This window comes from Nostoc sp. DSM 114160, assembly GCF_053470305.1.
This window is the reverse complement of sequence record NZ_JBPFGO010000002.1, coordinates 41,470-59,514: the sequence shown is the minus strand read 5'-3', so window position 1 is coordinate 59,514 and position 18,045 is coordinate 41,470. Positions and strand designations below refer to the sequence as shown.

Below are 18,045 nucleotides of genomic sequence, written 5' to 3'. Positions count from 1 at the left end.
TTTATGTACTTTTATTTGTCCAAAGTCAAATCACTAAATACATTGCATAAACAGAAAGCTAATCACATTCTATTTTCCCAAATAAGCTTCTAGAACTTTGGGATTAGTTTGAATTTCTGCGGGTGTCCCGTCAGCCAAATTCTGTCCTTCGGCAAGTACCCAAACGCGATCGCACAAGGACATAACCACATCCATATTGTGTTCAATAATCAGAAACGTCATCCCATCTTGGCGGTTCCAAGTAATAATGCGATCGCAAATATCATCAATCAGTTTCGGATTCACCCCAGCCGCCGGTTCATCCAACAAAATCAACTTGGGATTAGTCATCAGCGCCCGTCCCATTTCTAGCAGCTTGCGTTGTCCACCAGACAAGCCACCAGCGTAATCGTGTGCTTTTTTTGCCAAGCCTACTGATTCTAACAGGAACATTGCCCGCTCTTGCAGTTGCTTTTCTTCCTTAGCTACGATGTGCGGTTGCAACTGCACCTGCCAAAAATTTTCACCCGTTTGTTTTTGCGCCGCCAGCAGCATATTTTCTAACACCGATAACCGCGAGAGAGTTCGTGCAACCTGAAAGGTACGGATTACTCCCTGCTGGGCAATTTGATATGGTTGCAAGTTGTGAATCGGTTCGCCGTCAAAAATGACTCGTCCCTTATCAGGGCGGATGAAGTTTGAGAGTAAGTTAAATAAAGTAGTTTTACCAGCGCCATTGGGGCCAATCAAGCCCGTAATGCTGCCTTTAGCAACTTCGATTCTGGCCTCATTAACTGCTTTGACACCACCAAAGCTTTTAGAAAGTCCACTGGCTGCCAAAAGGGGAAGTGGAGATGAATAGTTATTTACCAAGGGTGAGTTCCTCTTTTTTCCCTAAGATACCTTGAGGACGCCAAATCATCAGTACCATCAAAATTAATCCGATTACCATGATGCGAAATGCGCCCAAACGTGCTTCATCAAGGGAAACGATTCTGGGTAAGACTTCTCGCGTCAGGGCATCGTAAGCAAAGAAAATTACTGCACCTAAGATTGTGCCAACATTATTCCCAGAACCGCCTAAAATCACCATAATCCAAGTGTCAAAGGTGATCTGCGGTTGAAAATTATCAGGGTAGATAGCGCCCAGTTGCCAAGCGAAGAAAGCACCAGCGATACCTGCGATCGCACCGCCTAACATCAGAGATTGTAATTTATACCAAAAAACATTTTTTCCCAGCGCTTTAGGAATTTCTTCATCTTCGCGGATGGCTTTGAGAATTCTACCCCAAGGCGATCGCACCAAAATTTCTAACCGCCAGTATACAAATGCTAAAACCAACAGCAACACCAGCATTAAACCCGCTTTTGGGTTGTAATTATACAGTCCAATCGCCCCAGAAATATAAATCGCTACCGCCAAAATTGCTAACACAATTCCCACACCCAAGCGGGATATAAATTCTTGTTTGCTAGTCGTCCTTTTGCCTAAATCAGTAGTCCGAGATATTTGAGTGGTGCGAATCCATTGCCACAAAGTAAAGAAAGTTACAGCAGCCAGCAGGGTTAAAAGCCCAATCATGATTAATCTGACAAACAAACTTGGCTCTGTGGATAGGGGTATGGGGTAACTTTGTACACCAAACGCCCCAGAAATCCAGGTGTCACCCACAGGTAATTCCTGATTATTCACCACCAAACGAATTAATTCGCCCGTACCAATGGTGACAATTCCTAGATAATCTTCTCGTAAGCGGAGAGTTACAAAACCAATTATCAAACCCAACAAAGCAGCGACAATTGCCCCAGCCAGTGCTGATACAAGTAAGGGTACACCCTTTAAGCTTAACAATACCGTTGTATATGCTCCCAGAGTCATGAAAGCAATATGACCAAAGTTAATTAATCCCGTAAAGCCCCACTGTAAATTCAGTCCTAGTGCGAATAGAGCAAAAAGCGCCGTAGAAATTGCTAAGAAAATTAGATAGTCAACCATATTAAATTATTTGGGAATTGGTCATTTGTCATTTGTCATTTGTCATTTGTCATTTGTCACTTGTACTGAGCGAAGCCGTTGGCGCAGCCTCTCGTAGAGAAGTATTTGTCATTTGTCATTGGTCAATAGTTATTTATTATTCTCCCCTGCTCCCTGCTCCCTGCTCCCTGCCCCCCTGCTCCCTGCCCCTCTGCTCCTCTGCCCCCCGCGCCGGGCGAATAAATTTTAGCGTAGCTTGAGCGGAGCTAATTTTATGGGAATACTATTTATTGTTGGTGTTTGGTGGTAGGGAATAATTAACGTATGAATTTACTGCGACTTAGAATGCATCACTTAATCGAGCAATTAGGCGATGACGATTTGCAAGACATTTGGAATGTTCTTGAAGCATTATATTATGACTTTTATATGCTCAAAGCGATACAAAAAGTCAAGCGATCGCAGCAACCGTGGGATATCTTAACCCATGAAGAAGCTGTAAGACTGTTGATGTTTTTTTAATTCAGCAGCGCTTTTGAGCTAGTGCCAGTGGCCCCTCAAGTTTTGGTGAAGGTAACGCCCAGTGAGTCTGGAAATGCGCTATGCCAGGTCTTTTTTGCTAGACCTGAAGAATTTAGAACCTGCCGCCTACGAGCGGGTGCATGATTTTGTTTTTATTGAATTAGCCCAAAAGTGGCAGTTGAGCGATCTAAAAGAACTGCGACAGCTTGATAGTGAAGGCATTTTTCACCGCTTCACCCTAGACAATTATCTGATTGGTATAGAAATTAGGGGTGAAATTGTGAAATTTCTGCGTGTCATCCCTATGCCAGATGTTTAAAGTCAAAAGTCAATCAATTTTGGATTTTGGAATTGCGGATTTTGGATTTGTTCCACCCACATTCGCTTTCTTGGCACATTCGCGGTAGCGTCTGGTAAAGAAGTGCGGGGCATCAACCGAAATAATTTTTAATCTAAAATCTAAAATCTAAAATCTAAAATTGGCACGGTCAAGGGAACACTTAAAACTGTAAACTGTATAAGGCTAGGCAGGGATCGCTATAACCTTACATTAAACTGGTTTTTGAAAAACACTTTATTTGAGATTTCCCTATGGATGCTAGGGCACTTTGGCAACGATACCAAAACTGGTTGTATTTCCACGAGGGATTGGGACTGTACTTAGACATAAGTCGGATGCGGTTCGATGATGCCTTTGTGGATTCGTTGCGGCCGAAGTTTGACAAGGCGTTTGCAGATATGGCTCAACTAGAGAAGGGTGCGATTGCAAATCCTGACGAGAACCGCATGGTTGGACATTACTGGCTGCGAAATCCTGATTTAGCGCCAGCTCCAGAACTTACACAAGAAATAGTTCAAACTCTAGAACAAATCGAAGCCTTTGCGGAAAAAGTCCAAACAGGTGCTATTCATCCTCCTAGAGCAAGCCGCTTCACGGATATTATCTCCATCGGCATTGGTGGTTCCGCTCTCGGCCCCCAATTCGTCGCAGAAGCTCTCGCTCCTGATTTTCCGCCCCTGAAAATTCATTTTATCGATAACAACGATCCCGCAGGTATCGATCGCGTTCTCAATCATCTACGGAATAGCCTCGCCAGCACTTTGGTATTGGTAATCTCCAAATCTGGGGGAACACCAGAACCCCGTAACGGCATGATTGAAGTTAAAAAAGCTTACGCCGGACACAATTTGGAGTTTGCCCAGTATGCGGTAGCAATTACCAGCGTTGATAGCAACCTCGATAAGCTGGCCAAAGAAGAAGGCTGGCTGGCCAGATTTCCGATGTATGACTGGGTAGGAGGACGCACCTCAGAAATGTCTGCTGTGGGGCTAGTACCAGCAGCATTACAAGGCATTGATGTTCGCGCTATGCTAGATGGCGCCAAAGAGATGGATGATGCTACCCGCGTCCCAGATATAAAAAATAACCCAGCAGCCTTGCTTGCTTTGTCTTGGTACTTTGCAGGTAACGGAAAAGGCGAAAAAGATATGGTTGTTCTACCTTACAAGGACAGCTTATTTTTATTCAGTCGCTATTTGCAACAGCTGGTGATGGAATCCTTGGGTAAGGAAAAAGACTTAGATGGCAACGTTGTTCATCAAGGTATTGCCGTTTACGGCAACAAAGGCTCAACAGATCAACACGCTTATGTCCAGCAGTTACGCGAGGGTGTAGCGAATTTCTTTGCTACCTTCATCGAAGTGTTGGAAGATCGTCAAGGCCCATCCACTGAAATAGATCCAGGAGTTACATCAGGCGATTATCTTTCCGGTTTTCTCCAAGGAACCCGACAAGCGCTTTATGAAAATCACCGCGATTCGATTACAGTCACGATTCCCCAAGTTAATCCTCGAATTGTAGGGGCATTAATTGCTTTGTATGAGCGTGCTGTTGGTTTATATGGTAGTTTGGTCAACGTCAACGCCTATCATCAACCAGGCGTAGAAGCTGGCAAAAAAGCTGCTGCTTCCATTCTTGATTTACAAACACGAGTGATAGCAGTGCTACAAAAAGAAAAAACTCCCCTTACTCTTGACGAACTCGCCGAGAAAGCAGGCGCATCAGACCAAGTTGAAGCAATTTACAAGATTTTGCGTCACATCCATGCCAATCAGCGGGGTGTAGTTTTACAAGGCAATCTTCAGAAACCCGGTAGTTTGACCGTTTCTGCTAGCTGATAGCTCTAATCTAAATCTTAGATTTTGTCTAGAATTGTTGTTGAGACAACAATTTTTTATTGTGAAGCATCCTAAATAGAAGATATATCTTCTGTCTAGGATGCTTCACCGTATAATTCGTAATACTTCTCTACGAGAGGCTGCGCCAACGGCTACGCTCAGTACAAGTTCGTAATTCGTAATTAAGTTTTATCGCTCAATACCGTTTCGTCTAAGTGTTGCTTTCTTCTCTTCCTTTGCCTAATTACGAATTATTTTAATTATGAATTGCCATCAGGCGTTGATTAAAGTAACTCTTGGGTAAAAAACAGCGATCGGGTAAAAAAGGATTGTTGAGATTTTGACATAAGAAAGTGCTGGGTTTATCCCGATGACAAAATGGTGGCACGATTCCCCAATGTTCTGCTAGCCAAATCCAGTATCCTGTTTCAATTCTGCCGTAGCTTGATACTGTGAGAATTTCTCCAACGCTGTTGTTAATAGATACTAAATCTGATGATGATTTGATGTCAATTAGCAGCCAAGCTAACTCATCAGCAGAAAAGTAATAGCCATTTTCGGCAGCAATATCGACGAATTGCTGCGGATCTTTAGCTATTAGTAATTCTTCTTTGAGAGATGGCGTTTTTTGGGCAACATCGAAAAGATCCCAAATCTGTCTTCTCGTAACTAGAAACCAGCCAAGTTCTTCTGCGGTCAAATTATAACCGTTTTCTCTTGCTAATTTGAGAAATGGCTCAAGGCTATCGGTTTCTGCTAGTTGACTTTTCAACTGGAAAGTTTGCTCTACTAGTGACAAGAAATCAATAATCTTTTGCCATGTCACTTTGTCAAAGTTTTTGTTAACTTTTATTTTTTCTTTCCAATAGATGTATTTATCTTCTTTAAGAAAGAAATTCCAAATTTGATAATACATGGGTCATCTTGCCTAAGTTGTAAACTTGGTAGAGGTTTATGATTAATGAACACCAGTGTAGTAAGTATAATGTGTTTCTTCGACAGTACTAAATCTGTAAATGAAATTACACAGTGGTTAAGTATGAACTTATTGTAAAGTTTGTCACCATAAATAATATTTACTGAGGGAAACATGAAAGATTACGATGCCTTGGGGCGGTCTGCAACTAAGATTTTTATTGCTTCTCATAAAATAAAATTAAGTCAAGAGATAGTATTAATTATTCATGAAGCAATTAATTGTAAAGCAATCTGTACTTTAGTTATTTTGAAGCGAATCAGATATTCCTACGGGGAAGAAAGCTAAGTATAGCATCTTGTAGAAAAAAGATTAAGTATATTTTAAATTTATGTACAGGTATAATTACATAGATAAATCAAGCGTTCGCCTTTGTCTTCCTCTAAAATAAAGTTAAGGCAGCATTAAAAAATGGGATTATTGAATTATCAGGCTGTGTATATTAACTTTGAGATAAATAGAATCGCGATCGCTCAAACTTCAGTTATTTTTAAACGAATCGCCTACTCCTACGGAGAAGCAAGCTAGCAAGAGCGTCTCGTAGAGAAGACGCAGAGAACTTAGAGGGAAGAAAAGAGATATATTGTACTATTTTTAGTTAATAAGTAAATCGCGGAGAAAGTAAAAGCGATCGCTATTCCCACTACTACCTTTAATTCGCCCCAAGTAACCTGTTAAAGGTGAGGAAAGTTCTATCAGTAAATCGTGAACAACTTCATCATTTAGGCGGGGATTATGAGTAGCATTGTAATGAACACGAATTTCTGTAACTGTGAAACTTGGATGTGTAGCTTTTGAAGTTTCGTTGTCTTGTTCAGAGAGTTCTTTGGCTGCTGTGATGATCTGCGATCGCAATTTAATCTCTCTCTCAGCTTTATCAATATATTCATCAATTTTATAGTCAATTTGCCCAGGTTCTAGATATTGCTGTAATTCGACTAAGTTAATAGCACCTGGATATTTTGCTTTTAATTCAACGAGTTTTTGTAAAGTCATAGCATTTATAATACTTACTTCCCATTCTTTAGCAGCTTTTAGTGTATCTGTCGATGGATTACCAGGGCCAATTACTAACTTAGCTGAAGTTAATACTTGAGTTTTACCTAAGTGCATTCCACCAAGTTTGAGTAATTCCTCAACAGTACGACTCGGAATAAGCTTACCCGCTTTACACTCACAAACAATAGCGTAAGGTTTTGAACAATATAAATCTAAGCCTCCAGCGCCACCTTTGAAAGCACTTTCAACTTTGAAGCCTAAAAACTCCAGGCTTTGACGTGCGATGTTTTCAAAATCTGTACCAGCTTGGTAGTTGCTTTTTTTCTCATCTTGTTCGATACTGCGATCGCCTAATTTTGCAATATTATCTATCCAAGCTAAATCTGGATCGGGTTGTTTAATTAACTTGTCACTACTCCAACCTAAAAATACTTTGATATCATCATCTAATTGTTTAGCTGCTGGTTTACTAATGGTTAACGAGGCGATCGCACTCTGCAATTCTTCTAATTCAGGATGCAGCGGGGGTTCTAGCTTTTCTAATTGGCGTTTGCGTTGGGCGAAGGTGCGATCGTTTAATATTGGTTTGGTATCAGTAACATCAATAAACTGTGGTAAAGGAATAAATTGGCTGTTTGAATTTATGGCAATTTCAATTGATTTAGGTAAATTATATACTCGCAGATATGCCAAAAAAATATTTTGACGTTGCGTTAGTATTTGCTGTAAACCTTCTTTTGTCCAAATAGTTAGCTGTGATAAATAAGCTAAAGATTCAGCATTATTCAAAATTTGGCACAGTTCACATTTTGCCCAAGCTTTTATCAAGGCTGTTTTATAAGCTAGAAGGGGCAGTTTTAACTGTTCCTCATCTGGAAGTAAGTTTATTTGCTGAGGTTGCATTAAAACACCCTGAATATTTAGCTGTGTGAATGCACTTTGGGCAATTGGTAAAAAACTTGGGCGATAGTACTGCTCAACTGGTAGTAAATTAGTTGATGAATCTGCTGGACAAAGGGCGAATTTCCGCCCTAGAGTAATAAATTTATTAGGCATTACTGCAATTATTCTTCCTTGCAACAATGCCTCAATTTCTGATGCTGGTAAACGTAACGCGGTATTAATCATTATCCCTGAAATAAATCATCTGCACTAATCTTTACAGTATTTTTAATCTCTGAACGAGTGACTTTGCTACCCTCAATTTCTTCATTAATAGCATCTTGAGGGACTTGCCCTGATGGATCGCTGAGAATTTCACGAATAAGATAATTATCAACTGCTATTTTGTTTTCGTAAATAAAATCAAGTATTTCTTCTTCACTCAATTCATAATCTTCACGTGCATAAAAAACTAATAAAATAGCTAAAAGTGGTTTTATATCCTCGCTTTTCAGCAATACCCATTCTCCACCAAGTTTAGGTGATAATAGTTGACTTAGGTATTCTTGAGCTTTAGCAGCACCTTTATTAACTTGCTTAGAACGAACTAAACATCCACGAGTCAAATCAAATTTTTTATAATCAATTAATCGCTTCAATGTTGCCTGAACGAACATTCCACCTGATTCTTGTAATACGGCTACTCCAATTTTGATTGTTTTACCGTTTTCTTTGCCAACTATTTTGAAGTCTATGTACCCTTTATCAGCTGCTTTAGCTGTAATTTCTGTAATATCTTCAATTTGAAATTTTTCTATAGTTTCTCCAATTAGTGCAGAAAAGCCTAACCATAGTGAATCAGCAAGCACAACTTTATCATCCATGTAATCTTGTATAGTGCTTGCAAGTCCTTCTAATTCTTTGATGTAAGCAGATTCTACTGGATTCTTGGATGATATTGAAGGTTGTGGCTCTGTGGGGACTTTAAAATTTTCAGCACACCACTTTAACACTCGTCTAACAATAGGTCTTTCTTTTCCTAGCTCTCTCAGTTTATCTTCGTCAAAAGGATATACTAGATGCGGCGGTGTTAGTCCTTTTTGATCGTAAAAATCTTTTAGCCACGTAGAAACTAAAGTTACAACATCATCAGAGTTGAGATATTTTAACTCCAGAACTTTCTCACCAATCCGATCTACTACTGCTTCGGCATAAGATAAAACTTTGACTTGATGAACCCATGTTTCAGCATACATAGCTGTTAGCAAAACACCACTTTTAATACTGTTGTACAAATCCTTAGCTATACCAGCAACAACTTGGGCTTTAGTAAAACCTGCTTCATTACATTCTGGTACATCTAATTCATCAAAACAAATTACTATTGGTTTATAGCGACCTATTAAATCAAGAATTTGACGAATAGTAGTAAAAGATTCTGCTTCTTTATCTTGGTTACTAGGATTTGCTAAACCCAGTTCGTCAGCTTTTGATTGTGCTAAGTTCCTTCCAGACAACCAGTTGATAGCAAAAGATTCATGACCGGAATCGGGAGAAAGTGTCCAGATAATAGCTGTAAGAATGTCAGGGTTTTCAATATCAGGCTTGATCGATAGTATCTTATCTCTCAAAATGTCAATCACTCGTGGATTTCTTGCCAAAGCTCCTGGAAATTGATTAACCAATTGTTGGGGTGTATGGTTTTTGTTAAAAGCTTCGTTAATCAGAGCGGTTGCTAATTCTCGCCATTGACTTACACCTTGACTACCAATTTGTTTAAGGCTATTAGCAAGGTTTCGCAAAAATTCAGTTTTAATTCGGTTTAAGTCAGCGCACTCACTCATATAGACAAACAATGCAGTCCCATCAGCCTGAAGGCGATGTCTAATCCTGCTAATGAGGTGGCTTTTGCCTAATCCTTTCTCAGCAGTAATGGTGACACCAAAGATGTGGCGCTGTCCAAGGCGAACTTTCTCAATAGCTTCAAAAATAGTATCTGAAACCTGAGCATTTAAAGAAGGTACATCAGGAAAACCCTTTCCCCAAACATCTTGACTCCTAACTACTAAAGGTCTATCAAAAGGATTTTGGCTTGCAATGGCATTAGTGATGTCTGTAATTGCAGATGAGGAACTATTCATAAATTCGGTGTGAGGCAGATATTAAATGGGGATAAGTCAAGAATCAAAAGTATTCAGAAAGTTGAGTTTATGAGTTCAAACGTTTGGCGTAGCAGCGCAATCCACTTACTTCTGTGGTGATAGAATCTTCTATCTGTGCTGGATCATTGTCTGGTAAGCTACCGCCTTGTAGTTGCAAAATATCGTTAGCCTGCATTTCTAGCAACCATTCATTGAAATTAGAACGACTAATGCGATCGCTTATTTCTCTCCTGATACGATAAATTGGTACCAGATCATCTAGGTTATAGTTTTGGTTCAGCTTGTCGTAGACTTCTAACGCCACAGATTTAAACTCGTCATAAGAAGCGATTCCTTTGGAAAGCTGCGCTAACGCACCCTTCCCATTAACTGGTACATCTGCACCAACTACCGCAACATCTATCTGACTAATCCACTTCAGCAACGCATTCGCCGCCCAAGTTCCGACAATCGTCCCTTCAAACTTAAACTTGCCACTCCTCAAACCCTCACCCAATACCTCTAAACCTTTGCCAGATGTCAGAGAATATCCCTTTTTGGAAATTGCGATCGCACCCTGCTTCTGTAATTCCTCGAATATGCCCTGATAATCTGCTACCCTCTGGCTTTTGGCTACAATTCGCTTAGTGAGTTGACTTTTCTTAACTTCCTGCTGCGTTCCTCCCAAATCCCACAAAGCCAAAAGAAGACGAGTGCTAGTATTTTTTGATGTCATATTGAGTGTACTTTTTGACAAAAAGCATCATAGTAACTGTATCTTTGTAAATTATTTATGCACAAAAAATAACCGAGAAATTGCTGAATATTTCAGCTAAATAGATTAATAAAGAATCAACAATATATTTCCTTAGGATGAATGCAGTTTCTCTCAAAGGCGGGATGGAATACTTGAGAAAATCGCCGATTATGAACAGAGAAACGCTGTAGCTGCGCAGTTGTAAATTGAGTGGTATATGTTTTTTCAATTCCCAGGGAAATAACAGGAATTCCAACTTTGTTTTTGCAACAGCAAGGCTTTTAGCAAATACAGGTGAGAACGAAATCCAATGAACACAATATATAAAGAACGTAAAATAGTTTCGCGTCTATTTGCAGTGCTGCTTTCGGCATTGCTAATGGTTCCCTTGCTGAGTAGCTGCGGAGGCGGTTCCCAAAAAGCTAATGTACCACCACCTGTTGATGATACCGTCGGTAGAACAGTGAGCGATCGCCAAACCGAAGCAAAGAAAGGCTTGTCTACAGGACAGAAAGTTGCTATTTTGGCGGGTGCTGCGGGACTTTATTACCTCTACAACCAACATAAAAATGCTCCCCAAGATGGAGCGCAAGGTAAGTACTATCTTTCCAAGAACGGGCGTGTATATTACCGTGATGCTGAACATCGCGCTCACTGGGTAACGCCACCAGCAGAAGGAATTCGAGTACCAGAATCTGAAGCACAAAAGTATCGGGAATTCCAAGGCTATAACCGGAGTGCTACAGGTCGCGATCTAACTGGTATAACTTCATCCGCAGCTCCAGCACTCTAGATCGGTGAAGCGTGTGTATAAAGCGGGTTTCCCGGAGGATAACGCCGATCGCGCCCGTCGGAAACACGAACTTAAATCAGGAGACAGATTATGGTAAATGAATTTTTCCGAAAGGCGAAAGACTTACTTTTGGGATCGAACAGCGAGCAAGCCGATCAAGATGCCGAATTCCGCGATCGCAATGTACGTCCAGCTAGCGAAGATCCCTACGGCGATCCCGCAGACCCCGGCATCTTACGGCAATGTTCGCCCAGCTAGTGAAGACCCTTACGGCGACCCCGCAGATATCGCATCTTACGGCAATGTTCGCCCAGCTAGCGAAGACCCTTATGGCGATCCCGCAGATATTGCGTCTTACGGCAATGTTCGCCCAGCTAGCGAAGACCCTTACGGCGACCCCGCAGACACAGGGGAGTTTGGTGATGTCCGCCCAGCCAGCGAAGACCCCTACGGCGACCCCGCAGATCAGGATTACCGCCGTTAACGCAAAACCAATCTGGTGATATTGGTTTTCATAAGGTTTGGAATAACAAATAAGGCAGTGGGATTAGAACCTACTGTCTTTTATTTTGGCTGCTATTTATACAAATTACGAATTACGAATGATTTCTTGCGATCGCTCAATATTTTGACGCACAGATCGAGCCGAAGTATGCAAACCCTCTCTTTCTTCATCAGTCAGCGTCAATACCAAAATACTCTCAATTCCACCGCATCCCAACCGACAAGGAACGCCAATTACAACATCTTCTAAACCGTATTCACCTTGCAGATACGCCGCCACAGGCAACAACCGCGACTGATTTAATAAATAAGATGCGATTTTTCTCAGCAATAATTCAGGAGTCAGAATAAATGCTGAATTCTGACTTCTGACTCCTGAATTCTTTTTACTTATTTAAACTCTTCGAGTTGATCCACACGTAACCAAATATTAGGTGTTGGCACTTTCCCAAACTTAATCAAGGCGTAATCACCTTTAATATCGACAATTTCGCCCTTGGTTTCAAACAAATATGAAGGAAAGCGAGCATCACTGGCTTTAGCCTCCAGACTGTTTTCTAGTTTCTCGCGCACAGCGCGAACCATATCTCCTTTTTTAACTGCCATAAGTTCCTCTCTCAAATTAACGTCTTTCACCTGCATTTTAAAAGAGTTCCGAGTTAGAATTCTTAACTCTTGTAAAGACCCGATTAATCGCGTCTCTTGTACAGACGCGATTAATCGCGTCTCCTAACTCCCCCTAGCGTTTGACACTCAAAGCAAAAATGACTAGATCGCCCAGCTAACCTGATCCGTTGAATTGCTGTACCACAAACTCGACAGGGTTCTCCAGCGCGGTTATAAACCCAGGCTACACCACCATAATTGCCATTAGTACCTTTAACATTCAAAAAATTACTAAATGTCGTACCACCAGCCTCAATGCTGGTTTCTAACACCTGAATTATCGCTGTTCGCAAACGTTCAATTTGCTTTAGCTGCAAATCTATACACAAGGTTTCAGGTAAAATTCCACTCTTAAATAATGCTTCATCAGCATAGATGTTACCTAATCCCGCCACCACGGATTGATCTAGTAGCGCAGTCTTAATCGGACGGCGACGGTTTTGGAGTTTGTTTGCTAGATATTCAACAGTAAATTCTGATGAAAATGGATCTGCTGCCAGTTTTGCCAAACCAGTGATAATGCTTTCTACAGCAACACCAGGCGGAACCCACCATATTTTACCGAAGGTTCGCTGGTCAACAAAGCGTAATTCTTGCCGATCCCCAAAGAATAATCTAACCCGCGTGTGCTTGTGTAATGGTTCATCTCTATCCAGCCATAATAGTTGACCGGTCATTCGCAAATGAACCCCTAGCCAGCCGGAAGACGAGGAGAGTTCGGCGAGGAGATATTTACCGCGACGATGCCAAGTAGCGATGGCTGCGCCAACCCCTCCGGGGTACGCATTATTTTTAATTCCATTAACAAACTCACCAACAGAAAACGGGTAGGCGATGGTGCGATCGAGCAACACATCTCCTCCCGTGATTTCTTGGTTGAGGGTCAATTGATTTAGACCTCTTCGGACTGTTTCAACTTCAGGCAGTTCGGGCATTCAAGCTGAGTTAAGCAAGCAATTGTGATTTATTTGAGGGTTCGAGGAAGAAGAGATGGGGTAGTAACTTACATAGCCGTAGATGGCTCGTATTACTACCCAAAAGAAACCGTAAATACCCGCAGGGCGGCTCTCGTAGATTAGGGTAGGCTAGGACAAAGAATGAATGAACTGAAATTTTCAGACTTCATACTTCAGACTTAAGACTACCCTTCATCATCGCATCAAACAACCCCCTTGTAGCTTTGCTGCTATTTTTTCGGTGCTTTAGCCTTTGGTGCTTCAACCTCGACTAATTCATCCTGGGCAAAGTTGTTGGTATTGATACCAGAGTAATTGACCTTTTCAAAGCGGACAATTACAGGGTATTTGATGCCGCTTTGGTCGATGGAAGCCACAGTTCCTAGATCCTGAAACCAGTAGGATTCAGGGCGGAGAATACGTACTTTAGAACCACGTTGAACCATGATTATTTTCCCTTTTAGTTATCAATCGCCAATCTAGAGGGCTAATTGATTTCACTCTACAACCTCAAGGTCGCAGCAAGAGTCTTTGTTAAGTTATTTGTCTGAATTGAGGAGTGGGCATTGGATTAGGGGAGAGGTTACAGGTGAAAGGTGATAGGGAATAATCTGTACCCTGTAACCTGTACCCTATTCCCTTCTTCACTCCCGACTCCATACCACATCCAAAATTACAAAAGGTATTAAACCATACTTGACAAGGTAAACGTTATAGTGTACCTTCATTCGCAAATAGCTATTTTGTAAAAGCTTATGTTTTAGTTAAGACAAACACACTTCCCTCATTACCTCTGCCGATCCGTAGGTCGTTATCTATATAAGTGATATCTAACCAGCCTTGCTGTTTGTCACTGTTTATGGCAACATCAATTCCGGGAAATTTTCTACCTGCTTCAATTTGTTGGATAAAAGTTACCGGAGAATTGTATTCTATTAAACGTTGTAAGCCGATAATAGAACGCTCAAATTTTACTTGGACACGCCGACCTGAAACTGGCTCAAATTTAGCAGCAACGCTGACTAATCCTTCTAAATAAGGTAAGCCATAAATCTCAGCTATGTTGTAAACACTGGTAGTATCTACCCGGATATACTGATAGATTTGACCTAGTTTACATAAAGGTAAACGATCTAAGTTTAAAAGAGCCTTGCTATTGGTGTATAGTAATCGCCAATTGCCATCTAGCAAATTACTAGCTTCCACCGGACGGGGTGTAGGATTAAAGTCTTCTAAATAGGCGATCGCGATTAAGATAGCCTGTTTCTGTTCTTCGGTCGCCAGTAAACCGCGATTAGTAAGTGCGATCGCATCCATAAGAGCCGCTTTTGGCATCATCGCCTGTCACCTCAAAAATCACTCACTTTCCATCAGCATAAACAAGATATTAATGACATATATGTACAGCCATAAAAATTACTAAGAATCGCTTGACTTAAGCCTTATGCTTATTAAATAAAAAAATTTCTATCTGAATGCGGATTTATCAACTAAAGGGTTGAAAAGATAACTAAATTAATCCGTGTCAAGTGATAGACTCTAAATGTCAACTTACGTAAACCTTTTCTTGTCCTCACTCGATATGTTGAACTCTCCATTACGTGAAGAACCCCGTAACCAGCGAGCCGATGTCATCCCCCTAAAGCCAGAATCTTCTTTGTTGGACTGGTTACAAAATAACGGTCGCATCATCGCGCGTGACCTTCACGAACCGGATTTTCAAGCTGACGAAGAAGGAATAGACTCCTTAATGGGTGTAGAAGATGGAATTGGCTACGACCTCGATGATGATGAAGATGATGATATAGGAATCGCTGAGAATTAGCCTTTTCAGGCTATGGAATTGGTAGTATCCCTAGTTAATGGTATTCAATTTTATAAGTGTGGAGTGAAGGGAAACTTCTGTGGACGCTAAATTATCTCCTGAGCAAGGATTAAACATTTCTGGAATCGCTCTAGCCTCTTTATTAGCCGTAGGGTTAGGTACAACAGCATTTTTCTTGGATTCGATGGCCAATCGGCTACCTTGGCAAAGTATGTCGTTAACCCTGCCATTACTGTTGTGTGCATTGGGTTCAGGTGTGGTGGGCTATTGGGTAATACCTTTACTTCAAGCACTTAAAACTGGACAAATAATTCGTGAAGATGGACCTCAAGCTCATCTCAAAAAGGCAGGCACTCCCACAATGGGTGGTATATTCTTTATACCTGTATCTGTGTTGCTTGCCTGCATATTGTCTAACTTTTCTAAAGAGGTGCTTGCAGTTTCGGCTTTGACCATCAGCTATGGATTGATTGGCTGGCTCGACGATTGGCAAATTCTGCGCCGGAAATCAAATAAAGGTATATCTCCACAAACAAAACTGGCTTTGCAGGTGAGTTTTGCGGCTATGTTTTGTCTATGGCTGATGTTTAATCAACCTTCTAATATTACAAATATTGCTTTGCCTTGGGTGAGCTTCACACTACCATTAGGATTTCTATTTTGGCCTTTAGCAGGTTTTGTGCTAGTTGCAGAAAGTAATGCGACGAATTTAACAGATGGTATTGATGGCTTGGCAGCAGGAACAGTAGCGATCGCACTTTTGGCATTAGGTGCTTTAGTCGCACCAACAGCACCAGGATTGATGGTTTTCTGTGCTGCTTTAAGTGGCGGGTGTTTAGGTTTCTTAGCCCATAATCGCAACCCAGCCCGCGTTTTCATGGGAGATACTGGTTCCCTGGCATTGGGAGGAGCTTTAGCTGCTGTAGCACTATTAACAAATACCTTAGTAGGGGTCTGTTTATTCTCAGTGGTATCTTCTTTGTAGAAACCCTTTCGGTGATGGCACAGGTAACTTATTACAAAGCCACGAAGGGCCCCGATGGCAAAGGCAAACGCCTCTTTAAAATGGCACCTTTACACCATCATTTAGAACTTACTGGCTGGTCAGAATTACAAGTGGTTGGAGTATTTTATATAATCGCTGCTATTTTGGCTACTATTTGTTTAGCGATCGCTCCATTCTAAATGTTTTAAAAACTGCTTGAATATAAAAAACAACTCCCACATCTTCAGGGAGTTGTTTTTTTATAGGCAAATTTATAAGTTTCTGATTTCTATGCCAACACAAGCGCAAAGGATAGTTATAGAGTCAATCGAAAATCTAAAATCTAAAACCTAAAATTGTTTGACTGCTTGCGGTATTCTAAATTCTTTATTCTTCAATTATAGGTATTTATATATTCTCTAACTCGATTCTTTCCTGTTCGCTTTGCCTCAAGCATCGCTTGATTTGCCCGATTTAGAAAATCTTTAACCGTAATTCCTGGTTCTGATACAGCTATTCCAAAAGAAGCGGTGATGCTTTCGAGGAGCCGATCGCCGTCCTTCAATTGCATTTGTTCAATATCTACCCTTAATTGTTCTACTCGCTTTCTGAGCGTTTCCAGTGTCATATTAGGCATGACAATCACAAACTCTTCACCACCCCATCTGCAAGCAATGTCAAAGGAGCGAATAGATTTTAACAGTAACTTTGCTAATCCCTGGAGAACAATGTTGGCAGTCACGTGTCCGTAGCGCGAATTGTAAGATTTAAAGTTATCGATATCAAGAAAAATAATACTAAGAGGTTGTCCCGATCGTTCTGCTTCAGCTAACCTTTGTTCCGTTATGGTTTCCATATAGCTTTGATTGAATAGTTGGGTCATCCCATCCCGCAAGTTTTCATAGGTTAGACGTTGTTTGATCGATAGATTATTCAGTGCAATGCCTAATGTTCTAGCAATAATCTCAGAAGTTTGTCGCTCTTCTGGACTGATTTCTTCAAGCGCATCGAGGTGTAAACTGCCAACTACTTCGCCTTGTGCAAACAATGGAATGCACAAATGTGTGCCGCTAACAGGCTGTATTAAGTGACTGCACATTAGTCCTGAATTACGAGGCGATAAAAGATTTAATTTTCCTCTCCGCAAAGCCCAACAATCAGATAGTGAAAATATTTCTTTACTTCTTCTTTCACCTCCCCAAAAACTATTCATCTGAACATAATTTTTAGAATTAGCAATTATATAAATAGAACCACTCATATTCGGAAATAGCTTGGAACACGTTAAAGCAACTACTTGATACACCTCATCTTCAGACTCGCAGGAATAAAGCATCTCCGCCATATCTGAGAGATATATAAGTTCTCGTTTTTTTGCTTCCAATTTCAGTGTCTTTTCTTCTAGCTGCCGATTTAAGTCAGTTAGCGATCGCTGTACTTCTATGGATTCTGTAATATCAATACTGATTCCCCCAATCCGGTAAGCACCCGTTGCATAATCGCTAAACGGAAACTTAAACGATAGCCAGTAACACGGCTGATTGTTACTAGATACTTTTACCTCTTCAATTAGCTTCAAAGGACGTAGAGTCTTCAAAACAACTCGATCGTTCTCCATAACCTGCCGCCCCTCTTCTGGATCTGGCAAGAATTCACTATCAGTTTTTCCCAACCATTCTTGTGAATCTACAGAAAATCTAGACTGTATTTCCTGGTTGTAGTAAAGCACTCTAGATTGTTCATCTTTGATATATGCTGCAAATGGCCCCTGATCTAGGAATAGCCGTTGCATCTGCTGGCTACGTTGCAGTTCGCGGGTATCTTCTTGATATCTGGCGATCGCCTCTACAATTTGATAAGCGGTTGGCATTAGGTAGAGTAAAGCAGATAAAGAAATAAATGCCATT

Annotated in this window: 19 protein-coding genes and 1 pseudogene; 8 read left to right on the top strand and 12 right to left on the bottom strand. The window is 41.0% G+C overall.

Annotated elements, in window-relative coordinates; all coding sequences use genetic code 11:
- Positions 1-69: 69 nt before the first annotated feature.
- Both NSTCB13_RS17260 and NSTCB13_RS17255 read right to left on the bottom strand, forming a co-directional pair.
- Positions 70-852 (bottom strand): ABC transporter ATP-binding protein, encoded by a 783-nt coding sequence (locus NSTCB13_RS17260; protein ID WP_445631521.1) that lies wholly within the window; start codon positions 850-852, stop codon positions 70-72.
- On the bottom strand, positions 842-1,975 hold the full coding sequence (locus NSTCB13_RS17255; RefSeq protein ID WP_445631522.1) for a branched-chain amino acid ABC transporter permease: 1,134 nt from the start codon (positions 1,973-1,975) through the stop codon (positions 842-844). Before NSTCB13_RS17255 ends, NSTCB13_RS17260 begins: the two co-directional genes overlap by 11 nt.
- A 303-nt stretch (positions 1,976-2,278) precedes the next feature.
- Between NSTCB13_RS17255 and NSTCB13_RS17250 the strand changes: the two genes are divergently transcribed.
- The 3 genes from NSTCB13_RS17250 (at position 2,279) to NSTCB13_RS17240 (ending at position 4,654) form a co-directional block, all read left to right on the top strand.
- Positions 2,279-2,476: a hypothetical protein gene (locus tag NSTCB13_RS17250; RefSeq protein WP_322715232.1), complete on the top strand. Its 198-nt coding sequence runs from the start codon at positions 2,279-2,281 to the stop codon at positions 2,474-2,476.
- Between the two features lie 61 nt (positions 2,477-2,537).
- Positions 2,538-2,795, top strand: coding sequence for a cytotoxic translational repressor of toxin-antitoxin stability system (locus NSTCB13_RS17245; protein ID WP_251959737.1), 258 nt, complete (start codon positions 2,538-2,540; stop codon positions 2,793-2,795).
- Positions 2,796-3,067: 272 nt separating this feature from the next.
- Positions 3,068-4,654: a glucose-6-phosphate isomerase gene (locus NSTCB13_RS17240; RefSeq protein ID WP_448267163.1), complete on the top strand. Its 1,587-nt coding sequence runs from the start codon at positions 3,068-3,070 to the stop codon at positions 4,652-4,654.
- A gap of 256 nt (positions 4,655-4,910) precedes the next feature.
- On the opposite strand, the gene NSTCB13_RS17235 is transcribed toward NSTCB13_RS17240, so the two are convergent.
- The 4 genes from NSTCB13_RS17235 to NSTCB13_RS17220 all read right to left on the bottom strand — a co-directional run bounded on the left by NSTCB13_RS17235 (position 4,911) and on the right by NSTCB13_RS17220 (position 10,388).
- A complete protein-coding gene (locus tag NSTCB13_RS17235) occupies positions 4,911-5,570 on the bottom strand; it encodes a Nif11-like leader peptide family natural product precursor (protein ID WP_445631524.1) in 660 nt (219 codons plus the stop codon).
- Between the two features lie 654 nt (positions 5,571-6,224).
- A complete protein-coding gene (locus NSTCB13_RS17230; RefSeq protein ID WP_448273277.1) occupies positions 6,225-7,757 on the bottom strand; it encodes a DUF1802 family protein in 1,533 nt (510 codons plus the stop codon).
- Positions 7,757-9,652, bottom strand: coding sequence for a P-loop NTPase fold protein (locus tag NSTCB13_RS17225; RefSeq protein ID WP_448273276.1), 1,896 nt, complete (start codon positions 9,650-9,652; stop codon positions 7,757-7,759). The genes NSTCB13_RS17230 and NSTCB13_RS17225 overlap by 1 nt, the downstream gene beginning before the upstream one ends.
- A 67-nt stretch (positions 9,653-9,719) precedes the next feature.
- Positions 9,720-10,388, bottom strand: coding sequence for a hypothetical protein (locus NSTCB13_RS17220; RefSeq protein ID WP_448273275.1), 669 nt, complete (start codon positions 10,386-10,388; stop codon positions 9,720-9,722).
- Between the two features lie 331 nt (positions 10,389-10,719).
- On the opposite strand from NSTCB13_RS17220, the gene NSTCB13_RS17215 reads away from it, so the two are divergent.
- From NSTCB13_RS17215 to NSTCB13_RS17205, 3 genes are all read left to right on the top strand, one after another.
- On the top strand, positions 10,720-11,202 hold the full coding sequence (locus tag NSTCB13_RS17215; RefSeq protein WP_445631529.1) for a hypothetical protein: 483 nt from the start codon (positions 10,720-10,722) through the stop codon (positions 11,200-11,202).
- Positions 11,203-11,292: 90 nt separating this feature from the next.
- Positions 11,293-11,460, top strand: a complete 168-nt coding sequence (locus NSTCB13_RS17210) for a hypothetical protein (RefSeq protein ID WP_448273274.1) — start codon at positions 11,293-11,295, stop codon at positions 11,458-11,460.
- Positions 11,384-11,686 (top strand): translation initiation factor, encoded by a 303-nt coding sequence (locus tag NSTCB13_RS17205; protein ID WP_448273273.1) that lies wholly within the window; start codon positions 11,384-11,386, stop codon positions 11,684-11,686. Before NSTCB13_RS17210 ends, NSTCB13_RS17205 begins: the two co-directional genes overlap by 77 nt.
- A gap of 105 nt (positions 11,687-11,791) precedes the next feature.
- Here the strand turns inward: NSTCB13_RS17205 and NSTCB13_RS17200 are convergent, their stop codons facing one another.
- The 5 genes from NSTCB13_RS17200 to NSTCB13_RS17180 all read right to left on the bottom strand — a co-directional run bounded on the left by NSTCB13_RS17200 (position 11,792) and on the right by NSTCB13_RS17180 (position 14,666).
- The gene (locus tag NSTCB13_RS17200) at positions 11,792-12,100 is read right to left on the bottom strand and encodes a hypothetical protein (RefSeq protein ID WP_448270209.1); all 309 of its coding nucleotides are present in this window, start codon (positions 12,098-12,100) and stop codon (positions 11,792-11,794) included.
- Positions 12,097-12,312 (bottom strand): NAD(P)H-quinone oxidoreductase subunit O, encoded by a 216-nt coding sequence (gene ndhO, locus NSTCB13_RS17195; protein WP_194042991.1) that lies wholly within the window; start codon positions 12,310-12,312, stop codon positions 12,097-12,099. The genes NSTCB13_RS17200 and ndhO overlap by 4 nt, the downstream gene beginning before the upstream one ends.
- Positions 12,313-12,422: 110 nt before the next feature.
- Positions 12,423-13,307 carry a DNA-formamidopyrimidine glycosylase gene (locus NSTCB13_RS17190; protein WP_448267158.1) on the bottom strand — a complete coding sequence of 295 codons (885 nt, stop codon included), beginning with the start codon at positions 13,305-13,307 and terminating at the stop codon, positions 12,423-12,425.
- A 251-nt stretch (positions 13,308-13,558) separates the two neighbouring features.
- Positions 13,559-13,774 (bottom strand): photosystem I reaction center subunit IV, encoded by a 216-nt coding sequence (locus tag NSTCB13_RS17185; RefSeq protein WP_094349537.1) that lies wholly within the window; start codon positions 13,772-13,774, stop codon positions 13,559-13,561.
- Positions 13,775-14,081: 307 nt separating this feature from the next.
- Entirely contained in the window at positions 14,082-14,666 is a 585-nt protein-coding gene (locus NSTCB13_RS17180) for a PAP/fibrillin family protein (protein WP_445631532.1), read from the bottom strand.
- A 244-nt stretch (positions 14,667-14,910) separates the two neighbouring features.
- On the opposite strand from NSTCB13_RS17180, the gene NSTCB13_RS17175 reads away from it, so the two are divergent.
- Together NSTCB13_RS17175 and mraY are read left to right on the top strand one after the other, a co-directional pair.
- Complete coding sequence (locus NSTCB13_RS17175) at positions 14,911-15,153, top strand: DUF3134 domain-containing protein (protein ID WP_322711499.1); 243 nt, start codon at positions 14,911-14,913, stop codon at positions 15,151-15,153.
- Positions 15,154-15,232: 79 nt separating this feature from the next.
- A pseudogene (gene mraY / locus NSTCB13_RS17170) lies at positions 15,233-16,338 on the top strand (phospho-N-acetylmuramoyl-pentapeptide-transferase).
- 194 nt (positions 16,339-16,532) lie between these two features.
- Here mraY and NSTCB13_RS17165 read toward each other — a convergent pair.
- Positions 16,533-18,044: a diguanylate cyclase gene (locus NSTCB13_RS17165; protein WP_448273272.1), complete on the bottom strand. Its 1,512-nt coding sequence runs from the start codon at positions 18,042-18,044 to the stop codon at positions 16,533-16,535.
- Between the last annotated feature and the right edge of the window lies 1 nt (position 18,045).